Below are 20,515 nucleotides of genomic sequence, written 5' to 3'. Positions count from 1 at the left end.
CCTACTTGAGGCCGGCCACGCCGCGGTCGAGCGCCGCCTTGTCGGCGCGCGCGTCCTCGTGCACGGTGTCGGCCACCGGGCCGATGTCGCCGTTGCCGTCGCCGTCGCCCGCACCCGCACCCGGTCCGGCGTGCGCCGGCGTGGCGGGCATGCCCGCCAGCGCCGCCGGCGCCGCGGCCGGGAGCGCGCCGGGCGTGGCGGCGTCGGGCGCCAGGTCCTTGTTCAGGTAGTCGATCTTCGCGGTGGCGCGCAGGCGCTGGATTTCGGCCTGGGCCAGTTCCTTGTTCTTGCGGTTGGCCAGGTATTGCGCGATCTGCGGCGCGGCGATCGCCAGCGACACCGGCGCGTCGCGCACCTCGTCGATCGAGGTCAGGAGCGCGCGCTGCCCTTCCTGCACCAGGAACAGCTGGCCCTTCGGCATCGACAGCAGCTTCGCGGCCAGCTCGGGCTTGAGGTCGGCAGTGCTGCGCGTGACCTGGGCGCGGCCGTAGGCGACCTGCCTGGTGTCGAGATAGGCGGCCACGTCCTCGAGCGAGCGGGCCTTGTCGGCGGCGGCGCGCAGCTCGGGCGTCACGCTGGACGCCGGCAGCACGAGCTGGTTCATCGCGAACTGGCGGCGGTTGGCGAAGAACTGGGGATGCTTGTTGAAATAATCCTCGATCTCGGCCTCGGTCGGCCGACCGACGTCGCCCACCCGCTTCTGCATATAGGCCTGGGCGATGATCAGGGAGCGCGCGCGCTCGATCGCCTGCATCACCTTGGGATCGCGGTCGATCTTTTCCTTGGCCGCCGCGCTTTCGAGCAGTTCGCGGTCGATCAGGGCTTGCAGCAACTGCTTGCTGGCGGTTTGCTGCTGGGCAGCCGGGACGCCGGCACGCTGCATTTCTTCATTCAGCTGCAAAACCGTGATCTCTTCGCCGTTGACGCTCGCCAGGGCCTGGCCGGGCTTGGTCTCGGGCACCGGCTTGTCGCGGTTGCAACCGGCCAGCGCGACGCTGGCCAGCACCAGGACCGCGCACACGGCCCGCCTCGGGCTGAACCTCGGTGCGAATGGATGCGGCAAGTCTGTGACATTGTGGTACGAGCTCTGCATGGTGTTCTCCGGCGTGGACGGCATTGGCCCTCAGGCATGCGCAGTCCGGTGTGAAATCCGCCATTCTGGACCGCTTGCGCCATCTGTTCTGTTGTGCATCTCACATCGTGCGTCGGGATCGCCACCTGCGCAGAGGTGCGCCAGATACGCGCGATAAGCACGCTCCAGCCCCTCGGCCAGCGGCGTGCTGGCGCGCCAGCCCAGCGCCGCCAGCTTGGAGACGTCGAGCAGCTTGCGCGGCGTGCCGTCGGGCTTGCTGGCGTCGAAGACGATCTCGCCCCGGTACCCCACGGTCTGGCCCACCAGGCACGCCAGCTCGGCGATGGTGACGTCCTGGCCGGTGCCGACATTGATGTGCGAATGCATGGGGTCGGTAGCCGCCGCATACGCCTCGGGCGCCAGCGCCATCACGTGAACGCTGGCGGCCGCCATGTCGTCGACGTAGAGGAATTCGCGCATCGGCTTGCCGCTGCCCCAGATCACGACCTCGGGGGCGGCGCTCGCCTTGGCCTCATGGAAGCGCCGCAGCAAGGCGGGAATGACGTGGCTGTTCTCGGGATGGTAGTTATCGCCGGGACCGTACAGATTGGTGGGCATCACGCTGCGATAGTCGGTGCCGTACTGGCGGTTATAGCTTTCGCATAGCTTGATGCCGGCAATCTTGGCCATGGCATAGGGCTCGTTGGTCGGCTCGAGCATGCCGTTCATCAAGTATTCCTCGCGGATCGGCTGCGCCGCCAGGCGCGGATAGATGCAGGACGAACCAAGGAACAGCAGCTTGCGCACGCCCGCGCGCCAGGCCTCGTGCACGACATTTGCCTGCACCATCAGGTTGTCGTAGATGAACTCGGCCGGATAGGTATGGTTGGCGTGGATGCCGCCTACCTTGGCCGCCGCCAGGTAGACCTGGTCGATGCCTTCGCTGCGGAAGAACTCGCGCACTTGCGCCTGGTCGGTCAGCTCGAGTTCGTCGTGGCTGCGGGTGACGATCTCGGCCTTGTCTGCGGCGCCCAGCGCGCGCACGATGGCCGAGCCGACGAGGCCGCTGTGGCCGGCGACGTAGATGCGTGGCTTGTTGTGCACATTGCCTCCCGTGATCAATGTCGATGTGTCGCCGCCCCTATTGCAGCAGCGAAATCGGCCATTGTTCTTGCATTGTGGTTAACGATTCTACCCAGCCCGGATGGCCGCGCAAGCTTGTCGGGAATCGTCCAGATCAAAGAGCGCGTCGATTAGCGCTCATCCGTTTCTAGGACAAAATTGATTGGCTCGAAAGCTCGGCCGGAATCCCCGCCACCCCTGCCATTCGATGCGCGCGAAGCCCGACGGTTCATTTTTCTCGCGCCGCGCTTCGCCGGCGGCGCGCCGGGATAGGCATCAGTGCGCGTTCTCGCGCGTGAGGACGACCTTGACGGTCTTGAGGATGATCCACAGATCGAGCCACAGCGACCAGTTGCGCAGGTAATCGAGGTCGTACTGGATGCGCGCTTCCATCTTGTCGAGGGTGGCCGTCTCGCCGCGCAGGCCATGCACCTGGGCCCAGCCGGTAATGCCCGGCTTGACCTTGTGGCGCAACATGTAACCCTTGATGAGCTTGCGGTATTCCTCGTTGTGCGCGACCGCATGCGGACGCGGTCCGACCACGCTCATGCGTCCTTGCAGCGCATTGATAAACTGCGGCAATTCGTCGAGCGAAGTGCGGCGCAGGAAGTGGCCGAGGCGGGTGATGCGGCGATCGTCGGCCCTGGCCTGGACGATGGTCGGCCCGTCGTCCAGTACCGTCATGGAGCGGAATTTATAGATATAGATCTCTTCGCCATACAGCCCGTAGCGGCGCTGCTTGAACAGCACAGGGCCAGGCGAACCGAGCTTCACGGCAAGGGCGATCACCAGCATCAGCGGCCCCAGCAGCACCAGGGCCAGCGCGCTGACCACGACGTCGGTGCCGCGCTTGAGCACGCTGTTAAAGCCCATGAACGGCGACTCGCTGATCGCGATCACCGGCATCCCGCCCACGGTATCGAAACGCGCCTGCATCAGGTCGAACACGTACACGTCGGGCAAGAAATAGACCGAGGCGGTGGTGTCCTTCAATTCGTCGACCAGCTGGCGGATGCGCGGCTGGGCCGAGACCGGCTGACTGATGAAGATCATCTTGATGTTCTTGCGCCGCACATAAGCGGCGACGTCTGCCATCTTGCCCAGCATCGGATAGCGCAGGCCGGGCGGCTTGCGACCGTCGGTACGGTCGTCGAAAAAGCCCTGCACCTGCATGAACAGGTTCGGATAGCGCTCGCACACGCCGGCGAACTTGATGCCGGCATCGTTGGCGCCGACCACCACGATCGAGCGCAGCTCACCGGCGTGCTTGCGGTTGCCGGTGGCGAAGCGCACCGCGATATGGCTGGCCAGGATCGTCAGCGGCGTCGCCAGCGCCCAGGCCAGCAGCACCCGCTCGTCGTAGTAGTACCTCATGCCGCTGGCCGAGCCGAGGAAATACAGCACGGCGAGCGTCAGGCACCAGCCGAATACCGTATCGCGCGCATAGGCCAGCATGCGGCCGCTGCGCCAGGTGCGGTAGGGATCGATCTGCTGGTAGACGGCCGACGAGATGAAGAAGGCCAGGATCATCAGCACCAGGCAATAGCCGGAGAACGGTTCGCCAAAGGCCAATGTCGCCAGGTACAGGCTGCCCATCACGATCAGCGGATCGAGCACGCGCTGGAAGAACGAAATAATGGGAATGTCATTGACCGTCATGCGCCGCCACATCCATCATCAGAACAGCACATTGGCGCTCAGTTGCACCATATTGGCGTCGAACTTGCCGGTGCCGAGTGCCTGCGAACCGGTGCGCGACTCGTAGGCGTAGCCGGCGATCACTTGTACCTTGGGCCGGACCTGCCATGACGCCCGTACGGTGGCGCTGCGGATCGCGTCGGTCAGGTCGTCCAATCCGGCAAACACGTCGCGCGCCGTATAGTCGCGCTTCTCGTAGGCGGCGCGGGCGTCCAGCCGGATGCGGTCGGTGGCAAGCCAGGTGGCTTGCAGGCTCGCTCCCTTGTTCAGGGTCGTGCTGACCCGCGAGCTTTCGATCGGCGCGAATTCGCGCCACAGCGACGCGCCATAGCTGATCTTGCCCTGCGGCTTGTACAGCCAGGTGACACGGCCGTTGACGCCGCTGGTGCGGCCGTCGTCGTACGAGGGCTGGTCGCGCCGCGCATAGCCGACCAGCGCCTGCACCGTCGTCGAGCCGCTCGCCAGCCAGTCGACCCGCGCCTTGAGCTCGTCCTGGGTGAAATCGTCGGTGAGCACGCTGCTGTTGTAAGGTCGCCGGTACGGATAGTTGCCCTTCAGGCGGCGCGCGACGAGGCCCACCGTGCTGCCGCTTTTTGGCCGGTACTGGAGCTCGACCTCATAGGCTTTTTCGGTGCGGTCGTTGTAGCGCTGGGCCAGCAACTCGTAGGTGTACTTGTCGCGCGCGGCGCCGACGCGCAGCTTCCAGCTTGGATGCAGCTTCCAGCCGGCATCGAGCAACTGGCGCCGCTGCCGGCGCAGGTTGCGTTCGTCGCTGTCGAAGTCGGTGTATGGCGCCAGCGTCTTGATGTACAACGCTTCGACACGGCCCTCGAACTGCTTGCCGGCTTGCCACAACCAGCTCGCCTGCAGGTCACGTCCGTCGTAGTCGAGCTGGTCGAAGTGGTCGAACTTGACCTTCGACACCTTGGCGGTCGCCGCGATGCGCTGGCGGCTGATGGTCTTGTCGAGCACGACGCCGGCGTCGAGCGTGCGATAGGAATCGCTGCGCTGGCCTTCGAACGGTTGCTCGTCGTCGGCCACACGAAAAATATTGTCGTCGTAGGCCCAGCCGATGCCGCCAAGCAGCCGTATGCCGTCTTCTTGTCGCGCGTCGTTCGGCGCAGACACTGCTGGGAAGGAACATAACACCGTCGCCAGGGCCGCCACGGTTCGAAGCCGATGCGCTGCAGGGTTGAAAGGCATGTTCTACATTTCCCGGTGGATGCTGCGCCGAAGGAATTACCAGAACTGCCAGCCTCCGGTATGCACCACCCAGACTCCCAGCAATCCATTGGTGATAGCGTGAGCCAGTATCGGCGACCACAGCTTGCGGTGCCGCATATACAACAAACCATAGGCGACGCCGGCCATGACGCCGGCCAGCCAAAGATGGTGTTCGAATCCGAACAACAGGCATGGAATCACGAAAGCCTTGAAGCCGATACGCGCCGGATCAAGCGACATGAAGTCGGATCGCTCGACCCACCGCATCAAGAAAGAGCGCCAGAACAGCTCTTCCATCACCGGCACGATCAGGGCGGCGCCGGCAATGCGGATCGTCACCAACAACCAGTCGATCTCGCCTTGTGTGCGCGGGTCGTAGCCGGGCGCGCTGCCAAGCGTCATCCAGGGGGCGTCGAGATGCACCCACAAGACCAGCACCACGACGCCGGCGGCGCTGGCGGCCAGCGCCTGCCTCAGCGACAGCGCGAAACGGTGCAGCTCGTCATAGCCGCGCCAGAACGCGGCCAGCAGCGCCAGCACGGCGCCGACCTGCACCGGATACAGCCAGCGCAGCTCGGCGCGGCCGACACCGATCCGCTCGAGCATGTCGGCAAGGATAATGAAGAAAATATAGGTGCCGAAAGGCAGGATCCGCATCCAGGCGGCGCGGTTGAGAAGGGGTTCGTCGGCCGCGAACGCGGCCGGTGGCGGGACAGCATGTGGTTCATCGCGTTCGGTCATCGATGCCGTCCCTTCATTGCCTCATTGAACGTCGTGCTTATTCGCCCCTGGCGCGCGCCTCGATGCGCTCCCAGCGCTCGAGCGCGTCGAGCAGCAAGTCGTCGATCTCGGCATACCGCGCATTGATGCGCTTGGCGTCGGCCGGATTCGTCTTGTAGAAATCAGGCGCGTTCAACTGCTGCGTGATCGCGGACTGCTCGTCTTCGAGCGACGCGATCAACTGCGGCAACTCTTCGAGCTCGCGCTGTTCCTTGTAGCTCAGCTTGACCTTCTTGCCCGCGCCCTGGGCCGGCGCCTCGTCCACCTTGGCGGCGCTGGCCTTGGCCGCGTTCGGCGCAGGCGCCGGCGCAGACGCCGCCGGGGCCGCCGCCCTGACGCGCTCCCAGTCAGTATAGCCGCCGACATATTCGCGCCACTTGCCGCCGCCCTCGGCCACGATGACCTGGGTCACGACATTGTCCAGGAAGGTACGGTCGTGGCTGACAAGGAAGACGGTGCCGGTGTATTCCTCCAGCAATTCTTCCAGCAGTTCGAGGGTGTCGATGTCGAGGTCGTTGGTCGGTTCGTCCAGCACCAGGCAGTTGGCCGGCTTGGCGAACAGGCGCGCCAGCAGCAGGCGGTTGCGCTCGCCGCCCGAGAGCGACTTGACCGGCGAACGCGCCCGTTCCGGCGAGAACAGGAAGTCGTTCAGGTAGGTCATCACATGCTTGCGCTGGCCATTGATCTCGACCCAGTCGCTGCCGGGAGCGATGGTGTCGGCCAGGCTCGCCTCTTCGTTGAGCTGGGTGCGCATCTGGTCGAAATACGCCACGTTCAATTTGGTGCCGAGGCGCACGGCGCCGCTGTCGGCCGTTTCCTCACCCAGGATGATCTTGAGCAAGGTCGTCTTGCCGGCGCCGTTCGGCCCGATCAGGCCGACCTTGTCGCCGCGCATGATGGTGCCGGTGAAACCGTCGACGATCACCTTGTCGCCATAACGCTTCGACACGCCTTCCAGGTCGGCGACGATCTTGCCCGAGCGCTCGCCGGTGGCGACGTCGAGCTTGATCTGGCCCTGCTGGTCGCGGCGCGCGGCGCGCTGCAGGCGCAGCGCTTCCAGGCGGCGCACGCGGCCTTCGTCGCGGGTACGGCGCGCCTGCACGCCCTTGCGGATCCACACTTCTTCTTGCGCCAGGAATTTATCGAACTTGGCGTTCTCGACTTCCTCGTTGGCCAGCAATTCGCGCTTGCGCTCCTGATACGTCGAGAAATTGCCCGGGAACGAGAGCAGCTTGCCGCGGTCGAGCTCGATGATGCGGGTGGCGACATTGTCCAGGAAGCTGCGGTCGTGGGTGATGAACAGGATCGAGCCGCGGAACTCACGCAACAGGCTCTCCAGCCACTTGATCGAGGTAAAGTCCAGGTGGTTGGTCGGTTCGTCGAGCAGCAGCACGTCCGGCGCCGACACCAGGGCCACGGCCAGCGCCACCCGCTTTTGCATACCGCCGGACAAGGTGCCCATTTTCGCGTCGCCCGCCAGGTTCAGGCGGCCCAGCGTGGTCTCGACCTTGTTCGCCAGGTTCCAGCCGTCGGTGGCGTCCAGCCTGGTCTGCAGCACGTGCATGCGTTCCATCAGCGCATCGTCGTCGCCCTGGCCGAACTTGCCGGTGAGTTCTTCATATTCAGTCAGCATCGCCTGCTGGTCGCCCATGCCGAGCGCGACCACGTCGAACACGGTCATTTGCGGGTCGAACACTGGTTCCTGCTCAACGTAGGCGATGCTCACGCCCTGCTGCATGACCAGCAGGCCGTCGTCGAGTTTCGAGCGGCCCGAGATGATCTTCAGGAGCGAGGATTTGCCGGTGCCGTTACGGCCGATGAGACCGACGCGCTCGCCGGTTTCCAGCGAAAAGTCGGCGTGGTCGAGCAGCGGGACGTGGCCGAAGGCCAGTTGCGCGGAAGTGAGGGAGATGACTGCCATGTTCGGTAAGCGTTCCGTCGCGCGGTGTTGCCGGCGCGGGATCGGAAAAATGTGCGTTAATTGATTGAGGCGCACATTGTACCGACTGGCGGGCCTGAACTTGCAAAACTCTTGCTATCCTCGGCTATAATTGCAGTCGGTCCATGGTCGCGGTCTGTCTTGCAGGCGTGGCCACCGGATTGCAAGCTTGTCTTGCGAGGCGTCGTCAGTGATGGCGGAACCTGCCTCCTCCCCGTAGCACAATGGATAGTGCACATGCCTCCTAAGCGTGGGATACTGGTTCGATTCCAGTCGGGGGGACCACCCCTTTAAATCGGAATGTTTCACCGCATCTCACCATATGCGCCTGAAGTATCAGAGGGTCGGGTTCTTTATTGCCCACTGAAGTTTCCGATAGAAGCAATCAGGCTTGCTCCACACGTCGTCTTATGCCCGTCGTAGGCAACGGCAATGCCGTTGATGACGTGGCTCGGATCGCCTTCAGCAATCGTGCATTTGTCATGTCCCTTGATGGGACAACTGCACGCATCACCGACGCAGGCGACCGGGACCCCGTCAACCGTGAAGTACGTGGCGCTCACACTTTCGACCTTGCCACCATGAGACGTTGCGTCACCTAATCGAATCACATTGGGCATCGCTCAGCCTTTCTCATTGGGTGGGGTTCCTTCGCCACGGCCACCGTGTGGCCTGGGATCGGTAGCGTCTTTCGGAAGGTCATCAGGGGGAGAGATTTCCACGATTGAGGTTGGCTGCCCCGCCGTGTGTGCAAGAGTAGGCGCATCATCGTAGCTGACCAGTTTCCAGACTGTCGCCGCTCGGTAAGAGGGCCGTTGCCCCTTGAGTTTTTGCCAGATCGACGGCTCGCCAATCACAGCCACATGCGGCATACGGTCGCCGGCCCGGATGTGTTGACGCCGGCTATCCCCCGTCGGCCCCGGCCTATCGTGCTCCCACAATCCGGTCTGCGGGCAGGTGCGCCCGGTTGCCGCGAGTTCGCCCAGCGGCAGGCGTGGACCGGTGTCGGCGGATTTGGCGGGCACGGCGCGGGTCGGGCGCACGCGGATGGTGCTGATGATCTTGTCCCAGACTGCGATGGCTTCTTCGTCGGTCAGACTGGCCTTCGTGGAGCCGGCTGCGTTATCGCCGACGCCGGTTTGGAGCTGGATATCGGCGTACGGTCTGAACGGGTCGTGGGGAACGCCCGTGAATTTGGCCTGAAAGTCGTGATAAGAATGGACGTGTTCTTCGTCGGGATTACGCAAGAGGACCTCGTAGCCGGTCTTCCATTCATGTATCTGGCGCGGGCTCTCGCGGAAAAAATCAATCTTGGCAAGCGCCGCTTTCTCTTCGGGCGTGGTTGGGCTTTCCTTGATACGCTTCCACTGGGCCCGGAGCGAGTCGCCTTCAGGGTTGGGGGGATTCGATGGTGCGACATAAATTGAAAAATGCGTATCGGGGAACTCTTTTAAACGAAAGCCAATACGGATGTGTTCCATAAGATCATCGTGTGTTGGATTTTGCTTATCTGGCAAAAAAAAGTGTTCGATGCAGTTGCCGGGCTCGATGGGGATTTCATCTTCTGGACGCTGGCGCATACGGCGTGCAATGCTTTTTATGTCTGTGATAGTCTCGTCTTTCTGTTCTTCTAACGGACGCGCATCAATGATAACGCTGTCGTTGTTCATCCTGAAGTAGCCGTTTATTTTCAGCATACCAATCGCTTCAAAACCATCGTAGCCAGTTACGATTTTTCCTTCGGGCTGGCGCATGTCGTCCACCGAAATCAGCAAGGGGACGTTGTTGAGGTAAATGGCCTTTTCGCTTTTCAGCTCGTCGACGAACTTCTGCATCAAGGCCTTTACCTCATCCACGCCGTCACGGTAAATGGTCACGCCCAGCGGAACATCGGTACCGCCCCATGCGACGGTAGCCGATGCGGGTACATCGACCATGAAGCGGCCAAAGCAGACGGTTTTCGTTTTGTCAAACACAGGTTGCAGGCGGGACGTAAAGGAGGTCATGTTCGGCGTCTTCCATTCTTTCGGGTGGTGGTCGCATGCTGCGAGCAACAGGCTCGCGGCAGCAAGCGGAAAAAGGAACAGGCGTCTGATGGCGGTCGGGCACATGGTATCCCTCTCAGCATTCCCAGCTTGCGTGCTGGATGTCAACGGCGATTGAAAACTGATACAGATTTCGTCGTCCCAGCGATTTAAAACTGATACACCGCCGTCGCCGAACACCGTCCGTGTTCAGCCCATTTCTGCAACATCGCTCCCCCTCATCATCCCGGCCTGTCGCTGGTGCTTCAGCCGGTAGCTCTCACCTGCAATCGGCACGATATGCGCATGGTGCAGCAGCCGGTCGAGCAGGGCCGCGGTGAGCGTCGTATCCTGCGCAAAGGTCGTGTCCCATTGTCCGAACGGCAGGTTACTGGTCACGATCAGGCTGCTGCGCTCATACAAGGCCGCGATCACCTGGAAGAACAGGTTGGCCTGTTCCCGGTTCATCGGCAAGTAACCTATCTCGTCGATGATCAAGAGCCGATATGCCTTGATCGCGCGGTGCATCACCGCTTTCAAATTGTTCTGCGTATGCGCCGTCGTCAGTGCCAGCATGAGGTCGGCCGCCGTCGTGAAGCGCGTCTTGATGCCGGCCTGCGTGGCCTTGTAACCCAGTGCCATCGCCAGGTGCGTTTTGCCTACACCGCTCGGCCCGACCAGTACCACGTTCTCATGCCGCTCGACGAATCCCAGGCCGGCCAGCTCCTCGACTTGGCTGCGCTTTACGCCTTTGGCGAAGTCATAGTTAAATTCGTCCAGCGTCTTCACCACGGGGAATCCTGCCAGACGGGTCATCGTGTTTTGCTTGCGCACGTTGCGCCCAGCTGCTTCCTCCCTCAGCAGCCCCTCCAGGAAGTCGCTGTAGGCCATCTCCTGTTTCGCTGCTTTCTGGGTTGCGGCGCCGTAGCCCTGTGCCACGAACGGCAGGTTCAGGCTCTCGCACAACGCCGCGATACGCTCATGCTGCAGGTTCATGCCGCCACCCCTTCCGATACCCGCACCAGCAGCGCGTCATACACCTGCAACGGATGCTGTACCGGAGAAGGTTGCGCGATCCGCTCCACCACTGCTGCCGGCCGCGGCGCCGCAGGTGCTGCAGCAGCCGGCTGCGGCCTGGCTGCCGCGATGTCCGCCCGCCACGGTGCCGGCAGCGCTTGCAGGTGCTCCACTTCCCGCTTCAAGGCTTCGGCTGGCGGTTCTCCGGTCGTGCCGTGGATGCGCGCATTGGCCACTTCGCGCAGCCAGTGGGCCACCTCGACGTTGGCCGTCACGACGTCGAGCTTCTGGCCGCTCTGTGCCAGCCGGCTCGCCAGCGGCACATAGAACGATCGGCGCAGGTAGCCGTTGAACCGCTCGACCTTACCCTTGGTCTTGGCCCGGTACGGCTGGCACAGCTTGATCACGAAGCCGCTATGCCTGGCATAGTCCAGGAAGCCGGCGTGGAAGCGGTGCTCGCCCTCACCGTACGCATCGCGCTCCAGTACCACCGTCTTCATATTGTCGTACAGGACCCGCCGCGTCACGCCGCCGAACGCTGCAAAGGCGCGCTCGTGGCAGGCGATCAGGGTATCCACCTTCATGTTGTTGACGAACTCCACGTAGCTGGCCCGGCTAAAGCCGAGCGTCGCGCAGAACGCGTGCAATGGCGCGCTGCCTTTACGAAATTCGACCCAGTCCACCTGCAGCTGCTCACCCATCGCCGTCTCGAAACGCACCACCGGATCGGCGGGAGGCGCCGGGCGCAAGGTGCGCACGAAGGCCCTCAACTGGCTCATGCCGCCCTCGTAGCCGCGCGCGGCAATCTCGCGGTACAGCACGGTGGCTGGAATCACGTCGGGCTGAGCAGCTTGCTGCCGATCCCTCAGGTACTGCTCGAACTGCGCCAGCTTCGTCTGGCGTTTGACTTTGCGTTCGTACTTCGGCACGGCCTCCAGGGCCAGGTGCCGGCGCACCGTGTTCACTGCACAGCCTACCTCGGCGGCGATCTGCCGAAGGCTTAACCCATGCTTCTTCAGTAGTTGGATTTCCACGTACACCTCTTTGGGTTTCAAGGCCGCTCCGCAAAGCGGCCATCTTCTCAAAATGGTGTATCAGTTTTCAATCGCTGCCTGTATCAGTTTACAACCGCTGCTGACACTGGACGATGCGCACGATGCTATACAAGGTCGACGCAATGGCCTGCGGGTCCTTGTAACTGGACTGGTGTTCGTAACCGGTCTGGCGGAACACGCCCTTGAACGTGCCGCTGTTCAACTGGTGGTCGGCGGATTTGGCGGGCACGGTCTGGTCGCCTGGCGCCGACGGCGCGAGTATCGTTGCGTGCATCGGTACAGGCCTACTGTCATTGAACGGCAGTGCCCCGATATTATTCGCTCCATCTGGGTCCCACGAAGTGAATTCAAGCCTGCCCTGCCGGCTGTCGCGGACGACAGACCAGTTCTGCCAGCCGCTAGGGTCGGCACAATTCCTGATTTCCCAAACCACCTCGCCGAAGCTTTGCCGTCCGCCGTCGGCGCCGTAATGCGCATAACTGTTCGGGTGATAGGTGTTTGCAATCGTCTGATGAAATTGCCTTGCCTGATCGAGAAATCTACATGTTCGTGCAAACGTTCCGCCGTCTTTCTTTGGGGGAACGTTGGACGGATTGATCCAGTCCTCCCGGAACAACGCATACCATTTGCCGCGCAGCTTGTAGATTTCGCTATAGGGATCGCCCTGCTTCGGCCAGGCTTCCAGATCCCGCCCATTGTGTCTCACGCGCAGCCAGCCGTTGCCGTAGGAATCGCTAGGCAGCAGCTGCAGTGCGCCCGTGGCATTCGCCAGCACCGCCGTGACTTCGTCGCCATAATTGCCGGCTACCTTTGCGCCAATACTTGCTTCAATGATGCTTGGGCTAATGCTCATCAGGCCCGGGTCCTCGAATCCTGCCCGCATGCGCTTATAGGCGGCCGGCGCACCGATTGCCGGCATCACGCCGTGCACAATGCCGAGCACTTTGTCCTGCAAATTGCCATAGGCCGGATGCACCAGCGCCCGCCCGACAAGCCCGCCCATCGAATGGGTTACAACGATCACCTTTTCGCATTCGTAGCCGGACGCGGTCAGCTCACCGATGACCTTGTTAATGCGTGCGGCGATAATCTTCGCGCTTTCGCCATTCGACTGCAGCCAGTTGTAGCCGAACGAGTAAACGGCAAACCAGCAGCCGGTGACCGCCTTTTTAAGTTCGTCCTCAGTCAATACTTGCTGCGGCAGACTGGGGTCGGACCTCCATACCTTTGGATCAACGCCAACGACATCGCGCCACTCGGACCGTATTTTTCCATTGGCGAACGTGTTGTTCAGGCGAGATTCGAGGTGTTGCAGCAACTCGCCATAACTCTTGAAAAATACTTCGCCCCAGCCGCGTGCCCGTGCCTTTTGGACCGCGGTACGTCCGTTCGGCATAGTCGGCGGGTCGCTCGTCAGCAAGGGAGAATTAAAGTTCTCGGCCAAGGCCACATTATCATGCCGTCCATCGCCCGTGACGTCAGACGGCCCGGACGGATCGTAGATATCGACCGTGGTTTGCAGCGGATCCAGTCGCAGTTGCCGCTCACGCGGCGGGCTATTCGCATTCTTGCTGATGTTCGATACCCCAAGCGCATCTGGCCGCCACGCAATATTGTCGCTCTGCTTCAACTCTCTCTGCCGCTCGGCGCTCAACCGCAAATTCGACCCCATGATGCCCGGAAGAAAAATTACCGGCAGCACCCGCTTCGGCAACATCCGCGCGCACTGCGGCTTCTTGTCCTGCTTCGGTGTCGCAAACCCTTCAGCTTTGCGAGCCGCGTGGGCATGATGTTGCGCAGGCAAAGGATGTTCGGCAGTCGTCATCGCATGCTCCCCATGGTGTATCAGTCGTCCAATGCCTCGATGCTGTAGCGCCCAAACGAAATGGCGCTGCTAAAACGCTCGGTCAGCCCGTTCGCATCTGTCCGCCCCTCGAAGCTGCGGCCGTCTTCGGTGGTGATGCGATAGCGCTGGTTCTGCATCGGCTCATCGGTCCCGATCCAGCGCAGCACGGTCTGCTGGTCGTGCTGCGCCTCGCTCTTCGGCGGCGTCACGGCGGCCGGGTTGCCGCCTCCCGGTCCGATATGCGCGAACTTCGACGATTTGATCGTGTGTTCGCCGCTGCTCTGCTGAGTGATGACCCCGGCGCCGATATCCACCTGGGCGCCCTGCGCCACGATGCGGACCTTGGGCGCCTGCAGCACGATCTCGTCGGTGGCAGTCAGCACGATGCGTTTGGAGGAAGTGACCTCGATATCGTCGCCGTGTGTCTGCAATTCCAGCTTGCCGCTGGCGGCAATCAGCTTGATACCGAGCCGGTGTGCGAACAGGCTGATGCTTTCCGAAACACGCGCCAGCAGTTTCCTGCCGACCGATAGCTGGGTATTGCCGATGCTGAGCACATCGATATGCGTCTGCGCGCCGATCGCAATATTGTCCTGGCTGGTCATGGCGACGCCGGCCGGCGCGGATAGCGCCACCACGGGCTGGCCGCCGGCGCCGTCCTTTTCGGTATTGCTGCCGGCTTCCCACTGCTTCAGGTAGCCGATCAGTTGTTCGAGCTCCCCATCGTCGGTACTGTCCGCGTGATGCGTCGACGCCAGTTCAGCCAGTTGCCTCTGCAGTCCCTGCAAGGCCTCGGCAAGGCCGAGAAGCTCGCTGCGATCCAGTTGTTTTCCGCCGGCATGCTGGCGCGCGGCGGCGCTGATCAAGACCCCTTGCGCGCCCCGGAGCGCGACGGCAAGGTCGCTGCGCAGCTCCGCGCCTTCGCCGCGCGCCTCGCCCTTGCCGTCCTTGCGCGGGTGGGTCAGCCACCCCAGGTTCAACTCGCTATGACCGTGCTGGGACGACAGCTGTGCATTGATCTGGCCCGACGTGTCATCCAACCGCAACTGGTTGTAGCGGTCGCCGCCGACCTCCTTGCTCTTGATGCCGGCAACGTATCGGTTTCCAGGCAGCGCCCCGGCATGACTGAACGCGGGCGGCGGCGCCATGCGCCCGTAGACCTGGCCAACGATGATCGGCTTATCCGGATCGCCACCGAGGAAGCCAACCAGGACCTCATCGCCGACGCGCGGCAGCGTGATCGTCCCCCACTGATTGCTGGCCCAGGTGCTGGCGACCCGTATCCAGGCGGAGTCCCGGTCGCTGCCGCTGGCACCCGCGCCTTGCGCATGCTCGTGGTCTTCAACCCTGGCGCCGGGAAAGCGTACCTTGACCCGCCCGTGTTCATCGCAATGCACTTCTTCGCCGGGCGGGCCGACGACGATCGCACTTTGCAGCTGTGGACGCGGCAGATCCGTACGCGGATCGAATGCCGGCACGATCGGAATGCTGCGGCGAACGCAGGCAAAGCGGTTCATGTAGCGCATGCCGCGCTCGGCGCTGGCCTGGTGCAGACCGCTGTCGAAATAGGTTTCATCCCACCGGTTGAGCGCAAACAGCCGCTGTATCCGCTCATCGAGTGTCTTCGGCAGGTTGTTCTGCGCATCGACCTCCAGGCGCGTGATGACAAATTCCCGTTCCTGCGGCGAGTGGGTGTCGATATCCGGATGGCCGCTCAAGGCGATCCATTCTCCGATACAAAGAGCGCGCACACTTCCTTCGCCATAAAAGCATTTGGACTCGTACTCATGGCGCTTCATGCGTAGTTCGCCAAGCTCGCGGTAGTCGTCGCCGTCCGCCCCAGCATGCGGCACGTCGATCAGGTAGTCATCGAGACCGAGCGCGAAGCGGTTACCAGTCGCCCCCTGGTCTATACATGACGGCGTATTGGCGGTCATCGGCCGGCCCTGCAGGTAGTCCCAGCTGAGACGGTTGAGATTGCCCGGGACGAGCTTGCGTACCGGGCTCCACGCGAAGATGGTATCGCTTTGCTCGGTACCGTCGTCCCGGTGATAACGCACCACGCCCGCGGCATTTTGCGGCAGCGTGAACCCATCGTCGAACAACACCAGCGTGTGCGCCGGCATGTCCTCGCCCTGGGATTCGCTAGCGAGCCCTGAACGCATGAACCACGCGATGCCGCGCCGTTTCCACAAGCGGCGCAAGAAGTCGGCATCGGACTCGTTGTGCTGCATGGTGAACTCGCGGGCCGGGAACATGCCTTTCACATGCGACCACTCCACGTCGAATGCCCTGGCCAGCACCGGATTGTTCCGACGCCACTCGCCCACAATGACCTGAGTGATGTCCAGTTCGTTCATGTTGCGGAAGACCCGGGTACTGGTGCGCTGCTCCATCAGCGCCAGCGCATCGCGCAGCACCAGTTCATAGGTCGCCAGGCCACCATCGCTCTGGCCGGCAGCCGCTTGCGCGACGATGCCGCGCACCGCGCGCATGTTGCCGCGGTCCGTCACGAACTGCAGCTCGACCGGCAGTGCGATGAAGTCCTTCAGAGGGAGATCGGCGCGTGTCGACACGCACAGGAGCCGGTATTCCAGTCCGCCACACAGTGTTTCGGTTCCGCTGACACGCTGGACCAGCAGGACGTCGCCAGACGCTTGCTGTCCTCGCGAAAACCGCAAACGTATGGGGCGATGCGACTCGGTCAGGCTGGTAAATCCTTCAATCAGGTCCTTGAGGTTCATTTATCCGCCGTCGAGGCTGCTCTAACCCGATGACGAAATATGGCGACAGTGAGCATGCGTCCTCCGCTATACGTGTCTTCGCAATACATTCCAAGAATCAATGGTATGTACTTGGAACGACAATATCTTTGACATCAGATAAGCCCTCGCTCGTTCATGCTTTTAGTGTGGACGCGCGGATATACCGACGGACAATGCAACACATCCGACTGCGGTAACTTCACCAGCGGCCGCAGTTGTTGGTACTTTTGTGGTATTCGACTGGCAATGCTCAGCCTATTGACGCGCTCATGCGGGATTGCAGAGGCTCTTCTATTCCATGGCGAAGCAGGAATCCATCCGGTGATAGTCGCTGTGCGCGGGCAACGTTGACGACGTGCCCGCGGCGCACACCACCACGCACATCACTTGATCGCCACGCTCATTTCCCCATCCGCCATCACCACCGCGCCAACGAAGAAGCTGGCCTTGTCCGACGCCAGGAAGGCGGTGATCTCGGCGATCTCGCGCAGCTCGGCGGCGTCGGCCCGGGTGGGCTGTGAGAGCTCCTTTCACTTCAACCGCGCATTCAAGCGTTTTTTCGGCCGCAGTCCGCGCCAGGAGGCGCGCGACGTGAAGTCGGCATTCTCGCTGCTGCCGCCAACCCGGATCCGCGAGCAGCCGGACCGTGACTAGCAGCCCCTAGACTTCATCATCCACCCGCAGCTTGCGCTTCATGGTCGACAACAAGGCAATCATCTCCGCCTTGTCCTCGCCCGGCACATCCACCAGCATCTCCTCGATCCAGCGCTCATGCACCGCCGCCATCTCGGCGAAGGCCTTTCTTCCCGCCTCGGTCAGCTTGACCGCCGACGCGCGCCGGTCGCGTGCATCCTGCACCCGCACCACGAGTTCCTCGCGCTCGAGCTGGTCGGTGATCCCGGTGATATTGCCCCCGGTGACCATCATGCGCCGGGACAGCTCGCCCATGCGCAGCCCGTCCGGATGGCGCTCGAGCTGCGCCATCAGGTCGAAGCGCGGCAAGGTGATCCCGAAGGTGGTGCGCAGACGGCTGCGGATCTCGTTCTCGATCCGCGTCGTGCACGACAGCATGCGCAGCCACAGCCGCAGCGACTGGTGGTGTTCATCCGTCAGGCGGCTTTCCAGGTCCAGGTCGGCCGCCTCTCCCCCCTCGGCGTCGGCAGCCCGTATGCGCCTGTCGTCATCCATGCAAGTCCTCAAACCGCTTCAGTGCGTAATTTAAACCGTTGCAGTTTACCGGTTTCGGTCCGAGGCAGTTGTTCCTTGAACAGAATCGCGCGCGGGTATTTATACGGCGCAATCTGGCCCTTCACGAATTCTTGCAGCTCGTGGGCCAGTCGCTCGGTTCCCACGTGACTGCTGCGCAACACGACATGGGCTTCGACCACCTGCCCGCGTTCGGGGTCGCTCCGTCCCACCACCGCGCATTCGGCCACCGCCGGATGGTGCAGCAGCGCTTCTTCGACCTCGGCGCCGGCGATGTTGTAGCCGGCCGAGATGATCATGTCGTCGGTGCGCGAGCGGTAATAAAAATAGCCGTCGTCATCCATTTCGTAGGCGTCGCCGGTCAGGTTCCAGCCATCCTGGACGTAGTCGCGCTGGCGCTCGTCGGCCAGGTAGCGGCAGCCGGTCGGCCCCTTCACCGCCAGCCGGCCGATCACGCCCGGCCCCAGCTGCCTCCCCTGGGCGTCGAGGATGCAGGCCTGGTAGCCCGGCACCGGCTTGCCGGTGGCCCCTGGCCGGACGTCGTCGCCCGCGCTCGCGATGAAGATGTGCAGCAACTCGGTCGCGCCGATGCCGTCGATCATGGCCAGCCCGGTCGCCGCCTGCCAGGCTTCGCGCGTGGCCACCGGCAGCGCTTCGCCGGCCGACACGCTGGCGCGCAGGCTCGACAAGTCGAAGCGGCCAGCCTGCGCCGCCATCTGGCGGTAGAAGGTCGGCGCCGTGAAGCACACGGTGGCGCGGTGCTCGGCGATCGCGCCCAGCAGGGCTTCGGGCGTGAGCTTCTCGACCAGCACCCCGGCCGCCCCCACCCGCAGCGGGAACAGCAGCAGCCCGCCCAGCCCGAAGGTGAAGGCCAGCGGCGGCGTGCCGACGAAGACGTCGTCCGCCTGCGCACGCAGGGCGTGGCGCGGGAAGCAGTCGCAGATCGCCAGCACGTCGCGGTGGAAGTGCATGGTCCCTTTCGGCACGCCGGTGGTGCCGGACGTGAAGCTGATCAGGCAGACGTCGTCCTGCGCCGTGTCGGCGGCGACGAACGGCTCGCCATGGCGCGCCATGCGTTGTTCGAGGCAATCGGGGACCGGGGCGTCGAACACCAGCACCGGCACGGACAGGCCGAGCGCGGCGACCTCGTCCACCAGGGTGCCGGCGCACAGCATCGCGTTCACGCGCGCCTTGCCGGCGATGGCGCCGAGTTCGCGCGCGCGCAGCAGCGGCATGGTCGGCACCGCGATGCAGCCGGCCTTGATCACGCCCAGGATGCAGGCCGCCATCGTCGGGCAGTTGGCGCCGCGCACCAGCACCCGGTTGCCGGTGGCCAGGCCCAGGTCGTGGCGCAGCACGTGGGCGATGCGGTCGACCCGCTCCAACAATGCGGCGTAGGTCAGCCGCTCGCGCGCGCCGATCAGCGCCGTGCGCCCGCCCCAGCCGCGCTTGACGGCGCCGTCGAGCAGGTCGGCGACGCAGTTCAGGCGCGGCGGGTAATGCAGTTCGGGCAGGTCGAACAGGAACTCGGGCCAGGTGTGCGCCGGCGGCAGGTTGGCGCGGGCGAAACTGTCCGTGTGGCCGGACGGGAACAGCGTTGCGATGGTGGCGTCGTTCATGGATGGTCCCGGCTGGGTAAAACGAGGCGACAAGAACTCAAGCAACAAGCCAGGAATACTTTAAATCTAAAGCACCTGCCCGGCAAGCGGATTCGCCACCCCTTCTTGCGTTCAGCCATGCGCGGCGCGCCCGGCCTGGCGCGCGACCGCCGCGCCGGCCGTCGCCAGCGCCGCCGCCACATCGTGCGGCGCCGGGGAGCGGGCCTCGGCCACCGTGGCCAGCGCCGCGGCGGCGCCGTACAGGCCGAGCGTCTTGCAGCCTTCGCGCAGGCGGTTCAGGCGCGCCTGCGTTCCCTCGTCGCCGGCCGGCGGCTCGTGCATGGCCACCTGCAGCTGGCGCGCCAGGCCGTCCAGGTAGAGGCGCAGGCGCGCATGATCGATGCCGAGCCGGCGCGCCACCTCGTCCGGTGCTTCGTCCGGCGCTTCGTCTGCGGGTTGGGCGCCGGCCAGCGCCGGAAACAGGCGCGCGAACTGCGCGCGCACGTCTTCCTGGCGGAACGGCTTGACGATGTAGCCGCTGGCGCCCAGGGCCGCCGCTTCGTCCAGCGTCGCGCCGTCGGACGCGGCCGAAACCAGCACGAAGGGCAGCGCCGCCGTGTCGGCGCCGGCGCGCACCCGCTGCAGCAGTTGCAGGCCGGACAGGTGCGGCATGCGCAGGTCGCAGAACACGATGTCGGGCCGCAGGCCCGATTCCAGCTGGCGCCAGGCATCGGCGCCGTCTTCCGCTTCCAGGATCGCATGATTGCCGCAGCTGTCGACCAGATGCATCAGCATCATGCGCGCCACGATGTCGTCGTCCACTACCAGCACCTTCATTCGCTCTCCGCCAGTTCGGTCAAGACCTGCATTATAGGCAAGCATTCGGGACAGGCCGGAGATTAGCGCGCATCGAAGGCGTCGAGCAGCGTATGCAGCCGCGGCAGCCCGGCGCGCAGGCGCTCGTGGTCGCCGGCGTCGGCCGCCGCTTCCAGTTCGCCGCACAGCGTTGCCAGGCCTGGCTCCGCCAGGTGGACGGCGCTGCCGCGCAGGCCGTGCAGGATGCGGCCGGCGGCGTCCAGGTCATCGGACGCGACCGCCGCCGCCAGCTCCCGGCGCCGGCGCGGCAGGTCGGCGACGAAGGCGGCGCGCAGGCGCACCGCCAGGGCCTC

At 63.7% G+C, this 20,515-nt stretch carries 17 protein-coding genes and 1 tRNA gene; 2 read left to right on the top strand and 16 right to left on the bottom strand.

From position 1 onward, the window contains the following. Window position 1: 1 nt before the first annotated feature. The 6 genes from HMPREF9710_RS19425 to HMPREF9710_RS19400 form a co-directional block, all read right to left on the bottom strand. Window positions 2-1,021 (bottom strand): EpsD family peptidyl-prolyl cis-trans isomerase, encoded by a 1,020-nt coding sequence (locus tag HMPREF9710_RS19425; RefSeq protein ID WP_229409862.1) that lies wholly within the window; start codon window positions 1,019-1,021, stop codon window positions 2-4. A 102-nt stretch (window positions 1,022-1,123) separates the two neighbouring features. Continuing rightward, on the bottom strand, window positions 1,124-2,176 hold the full coding sequence (gene fcl, locus HMPREF9710_RS19420; protein WP_005669150.1) for a GDP-L-fucose synthase: 1,053 nt from the start codon (window positions 2,174-2,176) through the stop codon (window positions 1,124-1,126). Window positions 2,177-2,470: 294 nt separating this feature from the next. Beyond that, the gene (locus HMPREF9710_RS19415; protein WP_005669148.1) at window positions 2,471-3,853 is read right to left on the bottom strand and encodes an undecaprenyl-phosphate glucose phosphotransferase; all 1,383 of its coding nucleotides are present in this window, start codon (window positions 3,851-3,853) and stop codon (window positions 2,471-2,473) included. A gap of 18 nt (window positions 3,854-3,871) precedes the next feature. Continuing rightward, on the bottom strand, window positions 3,872-5,020 hold the full coding sequence (gene epsL, locus HMPREF9710_RS19410) for an XrtB/PEP-CTERM-associated polysaccharide biosynthesis outer membrane protein EpsL (RefSeq protein ID WP_229409861.1): 1,149 nt from the start codon (window positions 5,018-5,020) through the stop codon (window positions 3,872-3,874). 111 nt (window positions 5,021-5,131) lie between these two features. Beyond that, window positions 5,132-5,857 (bottom strand): CAAX prenyl protease-related protein, encoded by a 726-nt coding sequence (locus tag HMPREF9710_RS19405; RefSeq protein ID WP_005669142.1) that lies wholly within the window; start codon window positions 5,855-5,857, stop codon window positions 5,132-5,134. Window positions 5,858-5,894: 37 nt separating this feature from the next. Then, window positions 5,895-7,817 (bottom strand): ATP-binding cassette domain-containing protein, encoded by a 1,923-nt coding sequence (locus tag HMPREF9710_RS19400; protein ID WP_005669140.1) that lies wholly within the window; start codon window positions 7,815-7,817, stop codon window positions 5,895-5,897. Window positions 7,818-8,045: 228 nt separating this feature from the next. On the opposite strand from HMPREF9710_RS19400, the gene HMPREF9710_RS19395 reads away from it, so the two are divergent. Then, window positions 8,046-8,120: transfer RNA gene (locus tag HMPREF9710_RS19395), tRNA-Arg, on the top strand. 68 nt (window positions 8,121-8,188) lie between these two features. Here HMPREF9710_RS19395 and HMPREF9710_RS27320 read toward each other — a convergent pair. The 6 genes from HMPREF9710_RS27320 to HMPREF9710_RS19370 all read right to left on the bottom strand — a co-directional run bounded on the left by HMPREF9710_RS27320 (window position 8,189) and on the right by HMPREF9710_RS19370 (window position 16,521). Next, window positions 8,189-8,455 carry a PAAR domain-containing protein gene (locus HMPREF9710_RS27320; RefSeq protein WP_081589964.1) on the bottom strand — a complete coding sequence of 89 codons (267 nt, stop codon included), beginning with the start codon at window positions 8,453-8,455 and terminating at the stop codon, window positions 8,189-8,191. Window positions 8,456-8,458: 3 nt separating this feature from the next. Further along, window positions 8,459-10,060, bottom strand: coding sequence for a T6SS immunity protein Tli4 family protein (locus HMPREF9710_RS19390; RefSeq protein ID WP_157225646.1), 1,602 nt, complete (start codon window positions 10,058-10,060; stop codon window positions 8,459-8,461). A gap of 9 nt (window positions 10,061-10,069) precedes the next feature. Continuing rightward, complete coding sequence (gene istB / locus HMPREF9710_RS19385; protein WP_005663619.1) at window positions 10,070-10,855, bottom strand: IS21-like element helper ATPase IstB; 786 nt, start codon at window positions 10,853-10,855, stop codon at window positions 10,070-10,072. Then, window positions 10,852-11,931, bottom strand: a complete 1,080-nt coding sequence (gene istA, locus HMPREF9710_RS19380) for an IS21 family transposase (RefSeq protein WP_005663623.1) — start codon at window positions 11,929-11,931, stop codon at window positions 10,852-10,854. Before istA ends, istB begins: the two co-directional genes overlap by 4 nt. Window positions 11,932-11,998: 67 nt before the next feature. Next, a complete protein-coding gene (locus HMPREF9710_RS19375; RefSeq protein WP_005669136.1) occupies window positions 11,999-13,756 on the bottom strand; it encodes an esterase/lipase family protein in 1,758 nt (585 codons plus the stop codon). Between the two features lie 20 nt (window positions 13,757-13,776). Then, window positions 13,777-16,521 carry a type VI secretion system Vgr family protein gene (locus HMPREF9710_RS19370; RefSeq protein ID WP_005669134.1) on the bottom strand — a complete coding sequence of 915 codons (2,745 nt, stop codon included), beginning with the start codon at window positions 16,519-16,521 and terminating at the stop codon, window positions 13,777-13,779. Window positions 16,522-16,929: 408 nt separating this feature from the next. On the opposite strand from HMPREF9710_RS19370, the gene HMPREF9710_RS28935 reads away from it, so the two are divergent. Continuing rightward, a complete protein-coding gene (locus HMPREF9710_RS28935) occupies window positions 16,930-17,196 on the top strand; it encodes an AraC family transcriptional regulator (RefSeq protein ID WP_005669132.1) in 267 nt (88 codons plus the stop codon). 6 nt (window positions 17,197-17,202) lie between these two features. Here HMPREF9710_RS28935 and HMPREF9710_RS19360 read toward each other — a convergent pair whose 3' ends face one another. From HMPREF9710_RS19360 to HMPREF9710_RS28285, 4 genes are all read right to left on the bottom strand, one after another. Then, the gene (locus HMPREF9710_RS19360) at window positions 17,203-17,730 is read right to left on the bottom strand and encodes a MarR family winged helix-turn-helix transcriptional regulator (RefSeq protein ID WP_005669130.1); all 528 of its coding nucleotides are present in this window, start codon (window positions 17,728-17,730) and stop codon (window positions 17,203-17,205) included. 8 nt (window positions 17,731-17,738) lie between these two features. After that, window positions 17,739-19,367 (bottom strand): AMP-binding protein, encoded by a 1,629-nt coding sequence (locus HMPREF9710_RS19355; protein ID WP_005669128.1) that lies wholly within the window; start codon window positions 19,365-19,367, stop codon window positions 17,739-17,741. A gap of 111 nt (window positions 19,368-19,478) precedes the next feature. Beyond that, on the bottom strand, window positions 19,479-20,183 hold the full coding sequence (locus HMPREF9710_RS19350; protein WP_005669126.1) for a response regulator: 705 nt from the start codon (window positions 20,181-20,183) through the stop codon (window positions 19,479-19,481). 62 nt (window positions 20,184-20,245) lie between these two features. Then, window positions 20,246-20,515: Hpt domain-containing protein (locus HMPREF9710_RS28285; protein WP_005669124.1), on the bottom strand; the 270-nt coding region annotated here is incomplete at its 5' end.

Origin of the sequence: Massilia timonae CCUG 45783, assembly GCF_000315425.1 — a bacterium.
Lineage (GTDB): Bacteria > Pseudomonadota > Gammaproteobacteria > Burkholderiales > Burkholderiaceae_D > Telluria > Telluria timonae.
This window is presented reverse-complemented; position numbering and strand designations above follow the sequence as displayed.

Bases quoted from the DNA above. Each gene is read 5' to 3' on its own strand.
- HMPREF9710_RS19415 (WP_005669148.1), bottom strand. From the start codon at position 3,853: ATGACGGTCAATGACATTCCCATTATTTCGTTCTTCCAGCGCGTGCTC.
- HMPREF9710_RS19405 (WP_005669142.1), bottom strand. From the start codon at position 5,857: ATGACCGAACGCGATGAACCACATGCTGTCCCGCCACCGGCCGCGTTC.
- HMPREF9710_RS19400 (WP_005669140.1), bottom strand. From the start codon at position 7,817: ATGGCAGTCATCTCCCTCACTTCCGCGCAACTGGCCTTCGGCCACGTC.
- HMPREF9710_RS27320 (WP_081589964.1), bottom strand. From the start codon at position 8,455: ATGCCCAATGTGATTCGATTAGGTGACGCAACGTCTCATGGTGGCAAG.
- istB (WP_005663619.1), bottom strand. From the start codon at position 10,855: ATGAACCTGCAGCATGAGCGTATCGCGGCGTTGTGCGAGAGCCTGAAC.
- HMPREF9710_RS19375 (WP_005669136.1), bottom strand. From the start codon at position 13,756: ATGACGACTGCCGAACATCCTTTGCCTGCGCAACATCATGCCCACGCG.
- HMPREF9710_RS19370 (WP_005669134.1), bottom strand. From the start codon at position 16,521: ATGAACCTCAAGGACCTGATTGAAGGATTTACCAGCCTGACCGAGTCG.
- HMPREF9710_RS19360 (WP_005669130.1), bottom strand. From the start codon at position 17,730: ATGGATGACGACAGGCGCATACGGGCTGCCGACGCCGAGGGGGGAGAG.
- HMPREF9710_RS19355 (WP_005669128.1), bottom strand. From the start codon at position 19,367: ATGAACGACGCCACCATCGCAACGCTGTTCCCGTCCGGCCACACGGAC.
- HMPREF9710_RS19350 (WP_005669126.1), bottom strand. From the start codon at position 20,183: ATGAAGGTGCTGGTAGTGGACGACGACATCGTGGCGCGCATGATGCTG.